The sequence below is a fragment of the Paraburkholderia sp. D15 genome (genome assembly GCF_029910215.1).
Classification (GTDB): Bacteria; Pseudomonadota; Gammaproteobacteria; order Burkholderiales; family Burkholderiaceae; genus Paraburkholderia.
Window position 1 is genome coordinate 1,194,079 of the sequence record NZ_CP110396.1, and the last position, 12,933, is coordinate 1,207,011.

Annotated in this window: 8 protein-coding genes; 6 read left to right on the plus strand and 2 right to left on the minus strand. The window is 65.7% G+C overall.

All coding sequences use genetic code 11. From position 1 onward, the window contains the following. The first annotated feature begins 65 nt into the window (after positions 1-65). Positions 66-950, plus strand: a complete 885-nt coding sequence (locus LFL96_RS25155; protein ID WP_281003402.1) for a LysR family transcriptional regulator — start codon at positions 66-68, stop codon at positions 948-950. Here the strand turns inward: LFL96_RS25155 and LFL96_RS25160 are convergent. Beyond that, on the minus strand, positions 916-1,851 hold the full coding sequence (locus LFL96_RS25160; RefSeq protein ID WP_281003403.1) for a LysR family transcriptional regulator: 936 nt from the start codon (positions 1,849-1,851) through the stop codon (positions 916-918). The genes LFL96_RS25155 and LFL96_RS25160 overlap by 35 nt on opposite strands. Positions 1,852-1,966: 115 nt before the next feature. Here LFL96_RS25160 and LFL96_RS25165 point away from each other — a divergent pair, with 115 nt between their 5' ends. From LFL96_RS25165 to LFL96_RS25180, 4 genes are all read left to right on the plus strand, one after another. Continuing rightward, entirely contained in the window at positions 1,967-3,133 is a 1,167-nt protein-coding gene (locus LFL96_RS25165) for an amidohydrolase (RefSeq protein WP_281003404.1), read from the plus strand. Positions 3,134-3,224: 91 nt separating this feature from the next. Beyond that, positions 3,225-4,034, plus strand: coding sequence for an ABC transporter substrate-binding protein (locus tag LFL96_RS25170; RefSeq protein WP_348638444.1), 810 nt, complete (start codon positions 3,225-3,227; stop codon positions 4,032-4,034). Positions 4,035-4,272: 238 nt separating this feature from the next. Then, positions 4,273-4,611: a hypothetical protein gene (locus tag LFL96_RS25175; RefSeq protein WP_281003405.1), complete on the plus strand. Its 339-nt coding sequence runs from the start codon at positions 4,273-4,275 to the stop codon at positions 4,609-4,611. A gap of 516 nt (positions 4,612-5,127) precedes the next feature. After that, positions 5,128-10,950, plus strand: a complete 5,823-nt coding sequence (locus LFL96_RS25180; RefSeq protein ID WP_281003406.1) for an autotransporter-associated beta strand repeat-containing protein — start codon at positions 5,128-5,130, stop codon at positions 10,948-10,950. Between the two features lie 52 nt (positions 10,951-11,002). On the opposite strand, the gene LFL96_RS25185 is transcribed toward LFL96_RS25180, so the two are convergent. Next, positions 11,003-12,085, minus strand: a complete 1,083-nt coding sequence (locus tag LFL96_RS25185) for an AraC family transcriptional regulator (RefSeq protein ID WP_281003407.1) — start codon at positions 12,083-12,085, stop codon at positions 11,003-11,005. Here LFL96_RS25185 and LFL96_RS25190 point away from each other — a divergent pair. After that, on the plus strand, positions 12,084-12,863 hold the full coding sequence (locus LFL96_RS25190) for an SDR family oxidoreductase (RefSeq protein ID WP_281003408.1): 780 nt from the start codon (positions 12,084-12,086) through the stop codon (positions 12,861-12,863). The genes LFL96_RS25185 and LFL96_RS25190 overlap by 2 nt on opposite strands. Positions 12,864-12,933 lie beyond the last annotated feature (70 nt).

Consider the following 12,933-nt stretch of genomic DNA (forward strand, 5'->3'; position numbering starts at 1 on the left):
GGAGAAAAACAGGCTAGAGTTCCGCGTTGAACGGACACGCATGTCCGCAATTGGGGAGCGCAGCTTTGGAAAGTCTGAACGGCTTCATGGTCTTCGTGCAGGTGGCGCAAACGCGCAGCTTCGTGGAAGCGGGCCGGCTGCTCGGCGTGTCGGCGTCGGCAGTCGGCAAGCGCGTCGCGAGACTTGAACAGCGGCTCGGCGTGCGCCTGTTCCACCGCAGCACGCGCAGCGTCACGCTGACCTCGGAGGGCGCGTTGCTTCTCGAACGCAGCCGGCGCATCCTGGGCGAAATCGAAGCAGCGGAACTGGAGCTATCGCAGCGGGCCGAAGCGCCACGCGGCAGGCTGCGCGTGAGCTTGCCGCTCGTCAGTTCGCTCGTGCTACCAGTGCTAGGCGACTTCATGCACGCGTATCCCGACGTGCAACTCGACCTCAATTTCACGGACCGCACGGTCGACGTGATCGACGAAGGCTTCGATGCCGTCGTACGCACCGGCCCGCTCTCGGATTCTCGTCTGTCGGCGCGCAGCCTCGGCGCGTTCCGTCTGTTGCTGGTGGCGTCGCCCGCGTATCTCGCGCAACACGGCACGCCCAGCGTTCCCGCCGATCTGGTGAATCACGTTTGCATGCACTACCGCTATCCGAACACGGGCAAGCTCGAAACATGGCCGTTGCTTCGCGCGGATGGCGAACAGGAAGTCCCTTTACCGATCTCGATGGTGTGCGACAACATCGAAACGCGCCTGTGTTTTGCGTTGCGTGGGTTGGGGATTGCATGCCTGCCGTCGTTTTCGGTGAAGCAGGCGTTGGCGGACGGCTCGCTCTGCACGATCCTCGACGAGCAGGTCGAGCGCGTGATCGCGCTCAATGTGATCTGGCCTTCAGGAGGCAATCTGGCGCCGAAGCTGCGGGTATTTATCGATTATCTGCATTCGCATTTTCAGACGTAGCGCTGGCATTGCGAAGACATTCGACGAAATATTCCAGGCTGGCGCCCAGCACGAGTTCGCGTCGATACATCAAACCCAGGGTCAGGCGTGGTGTTCGCGCATCGGTCGCGAGGCGCTGCATTCGTCCGAGTTTGATCTGCTCTTGCAGCAGGAACGCGGGCCACACGCTCACCGTTCCCGGCTCGTCGGCCAGTTGCGTGTACAGGCGTTGCGATGTGCAGACATTCACCTGCAGAGGCATCGCCAGGGTCGCGCCGTCGCCGCACAACTCTCGCCAGAAAGCAGGCAGACTATCGCGGGTGTAGTTGTACAGCCAGCGCGCCTTCGTCAGCCGCGCGAGCTTGGTTTCGCGCGCCAGCGGATCACCGCTCGGCACCGCCAATACCTGCGCCGATTCCGCGAGCGGCACCACGCGATATTCCGCGGTCACGTCGCTATCGGCCACGAAAGCGACGCACAGGTCGAACGAGCCGTCGCGCAAACCGTCGATGATCTGCGCGGGCAAACATTCATACACGTTCAGCCTGACATCCGGCAGCCGTCGACGAAACGCGCGCAACGCGTCGTCCATCGTCATCGATGACGCCAGCAGCGACACGCCGATCGACAGCGTGCGCTCCACGCCCGATTTCATTTCTTCGAGCTCACGCTCGGCGCGCGCGATTTCCGTGACCACGGTACGCGCACGTCGCAGCAGCGCTTCGCCGTAACGCGTGAGACGCACGCCGGCGCCGCTGCGCTCCAGCAACTGTACACCGAGGCGCGCCTCCAGTTCCTTGATGCTCTTCGTCACCGCCGGCTGGGACACGTTCAACGCGTCGGCGGCGGCCATCAGCGTGCCTTGCTCGGCAATCGCGACGAGCATCTGCAACTGCGCCGTCTTGAGCGTTCCGCGTTCCATAAGCGTTGGCTATGTACATGAGAAATTGGAAATTGTCCGCCGCCGGGGCGCCCCTAGTATGTGAACTCCAGCCAGCACGAACGAACGAACGCCCGAAGTATACAAGGAGCACACCGTGACAACGAACGCCATCACGAACGCCATCGACATCGATATCGACGAACTGGTCGCGCTGCGGCGGGACATTCACGCCCACCCCGAAATCGCCTTCGACGAGCATCGCACGAGCGAACTCGTCGCCGCCAAACTGCGTGCGTGGGACATCGAAACGCACACCGGCATCGGCGGCACGGGCGTCGTCGGGGTCGTGCACGGACAACGCGGCAAGGGCCGCACGATCGCGCTGCGCGCCGACATGGACGCGTTGCCGATGGAAGAGGAAGGCCGCCCGCTGCATCGCTCGCAACGTCAGGGCGTGTTTCATGGATGCGGCCACGACGGCCATACCGCGATGCTGCTCGGCGTCGCGCGGCACTTCAGCGGTCATCGCGATTTCGCGGGCACGCTCGTGCTGGTGTTTCAGCCCGCCGAGGAAACCGGCGGCGGCGCGAACGCGATGCTGGCCGACGGCATCGAAACGCGCTTCGGCTACGACGAAATCTACGCGCTGCACAATGCGCCGCATTTTGCGCCCGGCACCTTCGGCGTGCTCGACGGCGCGATGCTCGCGTCGTGCGACGAAGTGATCGTCACGATCGACGGCGTCGGCGGCCATGGTTCCGCGCCCGAAAAAACCAAAGATCCGGTGATGGCCGCCGGCCAGCTCATCTGCGCGTTGCAGACTGTCGTGAGCCGTTCGATCGAACCGAGCGCGACGGCCGTGCTGAGCATCGGCAGCGTGCACGCGGGCAGCGCGCCGAACGTGATTCCGTCTTACGCGGAATTGACCGGCACGTTACGTACCTTCGACGAAGGCGTCCGCACGTTCGCCAAGTCGCGCATCCGCGCTATCTGCGAGGGCGTCGCCACGCTCAGCGAATGCGCGATCGCCGTCGACTTCCGCAACAGCTCGCCGGCCACGATCAATCATCGCGAGCAGGCCGAGGCGGCGGCACAGGTCGCCGCGGAAATCTTCGGCACGGACAACGTGCTGCGCGAATTCCCACCGCTCAACGGCTCGGAAGACTTCTCGGAGTTTCTGCTGCGGCGCCCTGGCGCCTATGCGCTGCTCGGCCAGGGCGGCGTGTACTGCCATCACCCCGAATTCGATTTCAACGACGACGTCCTGCCGCTCGGCGTGCGTTTCTTCGTCGCGCTCGCGCATGCGCGCTGCGCGGCCTAGCGCATGTCGCCTGGTCCAGGTGCCCTCGCCCATGTCGCCTCATGCAGCGCCTCGCATCTCGATGCGATCAATCCCCCGTGAAGGAGTTTCGATGATGCCCCCCTCGTTCCGTGCGCGCCGCCTGTCGCGCATCACCGCCGCGCTCTGCGTCATGGCCGTCGCTCTACCTGCAATGAGCGGTGCGTGCGCGGCCGCGACGCTGCGCTTCGGCACCGACCCGACGTACCCGCCCTACGAATACAAGCTGCCCGACGGCCGTCTCGCGGGACTCGACATCGACATCGGCAACGCGATCTGCGCGGCGGCCAGCGTGAAATGCGTGTGGGTGCAAAGCAGCTTCGACGGTTTGATCCCGGGTCTGCAGGCACGCAAGTTCGATGCGATCAACGCGTCGATGGCGCCCACCGCGGCCCGCCGCGCCGTGATGGATTTCACGCAGTCCGTCTATCCGGCGGACATCCGGCTGGTAGCCGCGCGCGGCAGTCATCTCGCGCCTAACGCGGCGTCGCTGACCGGCAAACACGTCGGCGTGCTGCAAGGCTCGACGCAGTCGTCGTTCGTGAAGGCGAACTGGGAAACGCACGGCGTGCTGGTGCGCGAGTATCAGGATCAGGACAGCATCTACGCCGACCTCGTCAACGGCCGGCTCGACGCGACCGTCGTACTCGGCTCCGCCGCGCGGCTCGGCTTTCTCTCGAAGCCGGAAGGCGCGCGCTTCGAACTGGCCGGTCCGAGAATCGACGATCCGTCGATTCTCGGTGCGAGCAGCGTGATCGGCGTGCGCAAGGGCGACGCGAAAACGTTGCAGGCACTCGACGCCGCGCTTGCCCGCCTCAAACAGGACGGCACGATCGCCCGCCTCGAAAAGCAGTATCTGGGCGACGGACAAGCCGCGAAGTAAGCAACGGCCAGCATATGCGGACGCTGCATGTCCTGTTATCGCGCCCCACTCTCGTGCGCCATTGCGAGGCGGGTCACGAGCGGATTAACGCGGCTTGAGCCGCACCCTGCGCCGACCGATCCGTACCTCGTTCCGGCACATCGCCATTTCGCGCGGCATGGCGCTTGCTGAATTCATGGTCAAGCAGACGGCAATCGTCTGCGCCCACATTCCAGTCCCTATTAAGGAGGAACGGATCATGAACAAGGCAACCAGCACCCTGATCGCAGCCGTCGCCGCCCTTGCGCTGTCCGGCGGCGCCTACGCGCAATCCGCGGGCGCGGGCAGCGGCGGTGGTAACGGCAACGGCTCGTCGGGCAGCACGGCCAGCCCCGCGACGAGCCAGATGATGAACAATTCGACGAGCGGCTACGGCACGCCGGGCACCACCGGCTCGGATAGCGGCACGGGTTCGGGCCTGCCGAACGCGCGGATGCAGCCGGGCATGAACGGCGCGCCTGCCGACGTCGCACCGGCACCGAAGACGAACAACACGCTGGCCACGCCAAGCGTCGTCTCGCCGGTGGGCAATAAATAACGGGCGGTAACGGGCGGCGATCGACCCGGAAGGATTTATCCGCACACCATTTGACTGCGCGGATTTACCTTAAAATTTTTACATCGTAGTGGCGACAAACGTTTGCGCGTTTACAAATTCACCATGCATTCGTAACTCGCCGTAATAATCAGGGCCGCTGTCTTTTCGACAGCGGCCTTTTGTTTTTGCGTCACGTCAATCATTCAATACGGCGCGTCGCGCGTTGCAAACACAATCGCGTGGAAAGCCCCGCCACAGCCGCGATTTCATTGACAGTTTCCGCTACGCCACGGTAGTCTTTCCCCGCCTTACATCAGTATTATTCAGACAAAACAAGCTTTTACACCTGAGAGCGCTTTATCGCTGCCGCGTCGCGGTTTACCCGCATGACGCATTCAGCAATTTCAAGCCGGCGTGAATGTTTCGTTCGCATCGATCGAAACTGCTCAATAGCCCTATTGCTCCCGGGATAAAAGCCGATATCCATAACAAGCTTTTGCATAGGGAGACCACGAGATGGCTCGCGCTCGCGATTCGAAACACGCCGAACTGCCCAACCTGCTGCCCGCCATGGGGGTATTCGTCGCCCTGGTGGGCGCCGGCATTATTCCCGTTTCCGCGTACGCGACCTGTGCGACGGCCGGCACCACGGTGAGTTGTTCCGGCCCCGCGAATCCGCTTTCGCCCAGCTATACGAACAGTGCGAACGACGTGAACGTCACGATCAATCCGGGCGCAAGCCTCGGCGTGCTGCTCGGCGTGGGCGGTACGTCGATGACGCTGTCCGGCAGCAACGTCACCGTCACCAACAACGGCCGGATCGATCCGACCGTGCTGGGCTCGAACCCGAACGTCCTGTCGGCGGGGCTCGTAGTCGGCAACACGACGGCCAGCGTGCAGTCCATCACCAACAACGGCATTCTCGGCGGCACCACCGGTACGACACTCAGTCAGACCGGCATGGCGCTCGTGTCGCAGAACGCCACCGGCGGCATCACCAACATCACGAATACCGGCACGATGTCGACCGCGCCCATCTCCGGCGCCACCATGCTCGGCGCCGATGCGGGCGTGATGGTCGCGTACGGCGGCGCCGCGGTCACGGTCAACAACTCGGGCACCATCACCGGGCGCGTCGGGCTGGCCACATCGGTCACCGGCAATATCTTTACGAACTCCGGCACCATCAACGGCAGCGTGTCGCTGGGCGCCGGTAGCACAAATCAATTCATCGCGACCACCGACTCCTCGGTGAACGCGGCGGGCGGTACTGCGACGTCGCAGAACCTGACCATCGGCGTGAGCACGGTCAATTTCGCGGCCACCGGCGTGGTGGACGGCGGCGCGGGCGGCAACAACACGCTGAGCCTGCAGATCGGCGTGTTGCCGACAGGCACGATCGACAACAACAACTACATCGACTTCAATCATCTGGACGTGCAAAGCGGCACATGGACGCTCTCGGGCGCCTCGAGTGTCAGCGACGCGACGCTGGAAAACGGCGCGACCGCGCTCGTCGACAACGCCGCTTCGCTGGGCACCGGCACGATCAAGTCCAGCGGTGGCGCGATCCAGTCCCTGGTGCCGGGTATCACGCTGTCGAACAACATCGTTGTAACGGGTAATGGTCTTACCGTGGGCGGCAGCAACAGCCTTGGCCTGTCGGGCACGATTTCCGGCGGAGGCCAGCTCACCCAGTCGGGCAGCGGCACGACGACCCTGTCGGGTGCCAACACGTATATCGGCGGCACCAACCTGTTCGCGGGCGAGATCGTCGTCGGCAACAACGCGGCGCTCGGCACCGGCGCGCTGACCGTCAGCGGCAACGCGACCCTCGACAATAATCAGAGCACCGCGCTCGCCAACCAGATCGCCATTAATACGGGCGTGACGCTGGCGCTCGGCGGCAGCAACGCGCTGACACTCGACGGCGTGATCAACGGAGCGGGCGGCATCGCGCAAAATGGTGCGGCGACCACCACGCTGGCCGGGGCCAACACGTTCACTGGCGGCACGACCATCAATAGCGGCACGCTCGCGCTCGGCGCGGGCGGCTCGCTGGCGGCGACGGGCGGCGTCAATCTCGCGAACGCGGGCGCCACGTTCGACATCAGCGCCGCGGGCGCCAACCAGACGATCGGCGCGCTCTCCGGCGCGGCAGGCTCGTCGGTTGAGCTCGGCGCCAACTCGCTGTCGCTCGGCGACAGCAGCAATGCGACTTTCGGCGGCACGATCGGCGGCACCGGCGGCATCGTCAAACAGGGCACCGGCACCGAAATCCTCACGGGCTTCAATACCTACACCGGAGGCACCACGATCAGCGGCGGCACGCTGGCGCTCGGCGCGGGCGGTGGCCTGGCGGCCGGCAGCCCGCTGACCCTCGACGCGACGGGCGCCACCTTCGACATCTCCACCGCGGGCGCCAACCAGACCGTTGGCGCGCTCTCGGGCGTGGCGGGCACTACGGTTGCACTGGGCGGCAATACGCTGGCGTTTGGCGATTCCACCAATCAGATTTTCTCGGGCTCGTTCACCGGCACCGGCGGCATCGTCAAGCAGGGCACGGGCACCGAGACGCTCACGGGATCGAATAGCTTCACCGGCACCACCACGATCAATGCCGGCACGCTGGCGTTATCGGGCGGCGGCAGCCTGTCGGACGTGAATCTGGCGAACGCGGGCGCGTCGCTCGACGTGAGCGGCGCGACCGCTTCCCCGACCATCGGCGCGCTGACCGGCGTTGCCGGCACCTCGGTTTCGCTCGGCCCGCAGACGCTCACTCTCGGTAGCACAAACAACGGGGTCTTCGACGGCACGATCGGCGGCACCGGCGGCATCGTCAAAGCGGGCGGCGGCACACAGACGCTGACCGGCACGAACACCTATACCGGCGGCACGACCATCAACGGCGGCACGCTTGCGCTGTCCGGCAACGGCAGCCTCGCTGCCGGCGCCGGGGTCAACGTGGCCGGCAATGGCGCGAGCTTTAACATCAGCGGCGCCGTGGCCCCTCAGACGGTCGGCGCACTTTCCGGCGCGGCAGGCAGCACGGTGAGTATCGGCGGCAACTCGCTGACCTTCGGCGACGCGACGAACCAGACGCTCGCCAGTTCAGTGACCGGCACCGGCGGCCTCGTGAAGCAAGGCTCCGGCACCGAAACGCTCAGCGGCAACAACACCTACAGCGGCGGCACCACGATGAACGAGGGCGGTCTGGTGGTGGGCAGCAACACCGCCCTCGGCTCGGGCGCGCTGACGGTGAACGGCGCGTCCACCCTCGACAGCAATGCGGCCACTACGCTGGCCAACAACGTCGTGCTGAACGCGGGCCTGACCGTCAACGGGACCCACGATCTGACGCTGAACGGCTCGATTTCCGGCACGGGCGGCCTGACCAAGGACGGCGGCGCCACGCTCACGCTGAACGGCACCAACACCTACACCGGCGGCACTCAGGTCAACGCGGGCACGCTTGCGCTGGGCGCGAACGCCAGCCTCAACGCAAACGGCACGGTCAATGTCGCCAGCGGTGCGGTGTTCGATCTGTCGGCCGGCAACGGCACGCAGACGTTCGGCACGCTGACGGGCTCGGGCACGGTCAACGTCGGCACGAACGACCTGACGGTGGGCAGCGCGACCAACGGCACGTTCAGCGGCGGGATCGCCGGCACCGGCACGCTGACCAAGGTCGGGAGCGGCACGGAGACCCTGACCGGTACGAATACGTTCACGGGCGGCACCACGATCAACGCGGGCACGCTGGCGATCGGCTCGGGCGGCAGCCTGGCGCCGACCGGCGGCGTGACGCTGGGCGCGGCGGGCACCAGCTTCGACATCAGCACGGCGGGTGCGAACCAGACGATCGGTGCGCTGTCGGGCGTGGCGGGCAGCACGGTGGCCATGGGCGGCAATACGCTGACGTTCGGCGACAGTTCGAACCAGACTTTCGCGGGCACGCTCAGCGGCACTGCCGGCATCGTGAAGGCCGGCAACGGCACGGAAACGCTGACGGGCGCGAACACCTATACCGGCGGCACGACGATCAGCGCGGGCACGCTCGCGCTCAGCGGCGCGGGCAGTCTCGTGGCGGGCGGCGCGCTGAGTCTGACCGGCGCGGGCGCGACCTTCGACATGAGCAACGCGGCGGGCGACCAGACGTTCAGCGCGTTCTCCGGCGTAGCCGGCAGCACGGTTGCGCTCGGCGGCCATACGCTGACTTTCGGCGACGCGACCAGCCAGACTTTCGCCGGCACGCTGAGCGGCTCGGGCGCGCTGATCAAGAACGGCGCTGGCGTCGAAACGCTTAGCGGCGCAAGCACCTATTCCGGCGGCACCACGCTCAACGGCGGCGGTCTCGTGCTCGGCACCAGCAGCTCGCTGGGCACCGGCACGCTGACGGTGAACAACGCCGCGACGCTCGATGCATCGACGGCCATCAACGTCGCGAACGCGATCGTGCTCAACGCGACGACCACCATCGGCGGCAGCGCGGACACGACGCTGTCGGGCAACGTGTCGGGCACCGGCGGCCTGATCAAGAACGGCAACGCCGGGCTGACGCTCGGCGGCTCGAACACCTTCTCCGGCGGCACCACGGTGAACGCCGGCTCGCTCACGCTGGCCTCGGCGAACGCGCTCGGTACGGGCGGCCTGACGATGAACGGCGGTGCGCTGAACGTGGGTACCGGCGGCTCGGGTCAAGCGCTGCAAGTGAATTTCTCGTCGCTGGCCGGCGTGAATAACACCGCCATCAACCTGAGCAACGCCGCGCTCGGCGTGAGCGGCGCCGGCACCTTCGCCGGCACGATCACGGGCAACGGTTCGCTGACGAAGAACGGCAACGGCCTGCTGATCCTCAACGGCGTGAACACCTACAGCGGCACGACCGAAGTGGTCGCGGGCGAACTCGAAGTCGGCGACATCAACCACCTGAACGCGCGCATCGCCGGCAATGCGCTGGTGGACAGCACGGGTACGCTGCGCGGTCACGGCACGGTGGCGGGCAACGTGACGAACAACGGCACGGTGGCGCCGGGCGGCTCGATCGGCACGCTGAACGTCGGCGGCAACTACACGCAGGCCAGCAACGCGACGCTCGCCATCGAAGTGAGCCCGACCGCGGCGTCGCAACTGAACGTGACCGGCAGCGCGGCGCTGAGCGGCGCGCTGGCCGTGACCTTCGATCCGGGCACGTACACGGCGAAGCAGTACACGCTCGTGTCGGCCGCGGGCGGCGTGACGGGCAAGTTCACCAGCAGCGCGTTCAACGCGTCGTCGGGTGCGAATCTCGGCGCGTTGCAATCGTCGGTGTCGTACGGGGCGAATACGGTCGAACTGATGCTGGCCAACGCGCAGGGCACGCCGGGCGGCGGCACGGCGCCGACCGTGATCGCGCCGGTGAACACGAGCATCTACACCGCGCAGGGCACGGCGGCGCTGCTCAACGCGCAGACCACCACGGCCGCGCTGCTCGGTCATTTGAGCGGTGCGGGTGCATCGGGCGTCGTGGGCGCAACGCCGGGCGCCGCGGCAGGCTGGATCAACGCGAGCGGGTCGCAGACGAAGGTCGGCGGCACGAATGGCGCACCGGGCTTCCAGGCGAATCAGTACGGTTTCCTCGCGGGCCTCGATCAGCGGATGGGTGACTACACGGTGGGCGTGGCGGCAGGCTATACGCACACGGATCTCGACGAACAGTCCACCGGCGACTCGGGCACGCAGGACACGTTGCGCGCCGCGCTGTACGCGAGCCGTCCGCTCGGGCCGGTGCAGGTGTCCGGCACGGTGAGCTATGGCGTCGACTTCCTGTCGCAGAAGCGGCCGTTCGCGGGTGTCGGTACGGCCGAGGGCGATCACGTCGGGCAGGAGTTCACGGCGGGCGCGCAGGCAAGCTTGCCGCTGACGCTGGGCAGCTTCGTGCTGACGCCGCTGGCGGGCTTGCGCTACGCGTATTTCCACGCGAACGGTTTCGGCGAAAGCGGCGCGGGCGGTCAGGATCTGCGCGTGGGCACGGACAACGTCCACAGCCTGCAACCGTACGTGGGTGTCACGCTGGATCGCGCGTTCGGCGACGCATGGCGGCCGATGGCGGTGCAACTGCGGGTCGGTTACGCGCATGAGGTGCTCGATGCGGGCCGCGCGGTCAGCGTCTCGGCACAGGACGGCACGTTGTTCACCGCGCCGGGTACGAGCTTGCCGCGTGGTTATCTGACCACGGGCGTGAGCGTCAGCATGCAGCCGATGAAGAACCTGACCGTGTCGGTTGGGTACGATGCGTTGATCAATACGACACATGCGTCGGCGCAGCAGGGGACGGTGAAGGCGGAGTATCGGTTCTGAGTGGGGGCCGCGCTCGTGTGAAGCGGGCGCGGTGCCGACATTCCGACGCCGATCAAGCCACACCCCTCGCAACCGCTTCACCATCGCCACGGCGGGCAGCTTCGTCCGCCCTCGCCTCCAACCCCTTCACGTTTCGCTTGGGCGGCTCGCCGAACATTCGCGAGTACTCGCGGCTGAATTGCGACGCGCTTTCGTAGCCCACCTGAAACGCGGCCGCTTCGACGTTCGCTCCGCGCGACACCATCAGCCGGCGAGCCTCTAAAAGCCGCAGCTGCTTCTGATACTGGAGCGGCGAAAGCGACGTGAGCGCCCTGAAATGCCGATGAAACGCGGATGGGCTCATCTGCGCGACCGTAGCCAGTTCCTCGACGCGAATCGGTCTGGCGAGGTTGTCGCGCAGCCAGCGTATCGCGTTGAGTACGCCTTGCGACGCAGTGTTCGCCAACGCCATGCGCGCCACGTCGCCACCGTACGGCCCGGTCAAAAGCCAATAGCAGATCTCGCGCATGACGAGCGGGTAAAGCACGGGAATCGCGTCGGGCGTATCGAGCAGCTTCACGAGCCGAAGCGCGCAATCGGCGAGCGGCCCCAGGAAGTCGGTCACAAACACGCCCCGGCTGATTTCGCTGCTGGCCTTGGGCGGCCTCTTCAATTCCGCCGCAACGCTGCGCATGATCGCGAGATCGAGTTCGAATGCCAGCACGAGACATGGACGCTCGGGGCTCGCGCTGCTGACGCGGCCGACCGACGGCGCCTCGACGCCGACAATCAATGCTTCACCCGCCTTGTACGCGTAACGGGTGCCACCAAAGCTCGCCCATTTTTCGCCTTGAGCCACGATGCACATCGCGGGTTGCGACAGGCGATGGACCGGCGGATTCGGATGGTCCGACCGAAGAATGCAAACGGTGCCGATCGCGGTCAAATACGGGCTAGGTCCTTCCCGACGGTCGGTGTATCGCAGCATCGCCGCTACCAGTTCGTCCAGCATGAGCCCCTTCTCCTTTCCCGGCATTGACTGGCAACCATACGTCGTCAGGCAGGAATAGGCAAGAATCGGGGCGGTTTGGGTATTCAGATCGCTGCAGGCCCAGCGCCATAATCGTCTCCAGTGTTTTAACAGGAGCACACACATGGCAACCGAACACGCAGACGTAGCAGGGAACAAAATCGCCGTCGTCACTGGCGGCAGCCGCGGCATTGGCCGCAATACCGTGATCTCGCTCGCCAAACGCGGCGTACGGTCGATCCTGACCTTCCACTCGAATCAGGCAGAAGCGGACAAGGTGGTCGCGCTCACCGCGGATCTAGGCGCACCCGCCATCGCGCTTCAACTCGATACGGGCAACGCCGCCAGCTTTACGGATTTCAGCGATCGATTGGCGCGTGCATTGGCCGAAATGACCGCGCAGCGTTTCGACTATCTAGTGAATAACGCTGGCACGTCATCGGCGGCATCGCTCGCGACCGGTACGGAAGCCGAACTCGATCTACAGTTCGGCGTGCATTTCAAGGGCGTTTTCCTGCTGACGCAAACGCTGCTGCCGTTGATGAACGACGGTGGCCGCATCGTCAACATCTCGTCGGGCCTTGCGCGCGTGGCGATGAATGGCCGCGCGATTTACGGCCCCATGAAGGCGGCGGTCGAATCGCTCACGCGTTACATGGCACTCGAACTTGGCCCGCGCAGGATTGCGGTGAATGTCGTGGCGCCCGGCGCTATCGCGACGGATTTCAGCGGTGGCGTGGTACGCGATAACCCCACCGTCAACAAGATGGTCGCCGATCATACGGCGCTGGGACGCGTCGGCGTGCCGGAAGACGTCGGTCCGGTTATCGCGGGACTGCTCTCCGACGAATTCGGTTGGGTCAACGCTCAGCGGATCGAGGTGGCGGGTGGAATGCAGATTTGAGCGATGGGGTGTGACGGCTCCGCGGCATTGAAGCGCCGCGGGGCCGTCTGCAATCCGCTTTGCTCCGGAT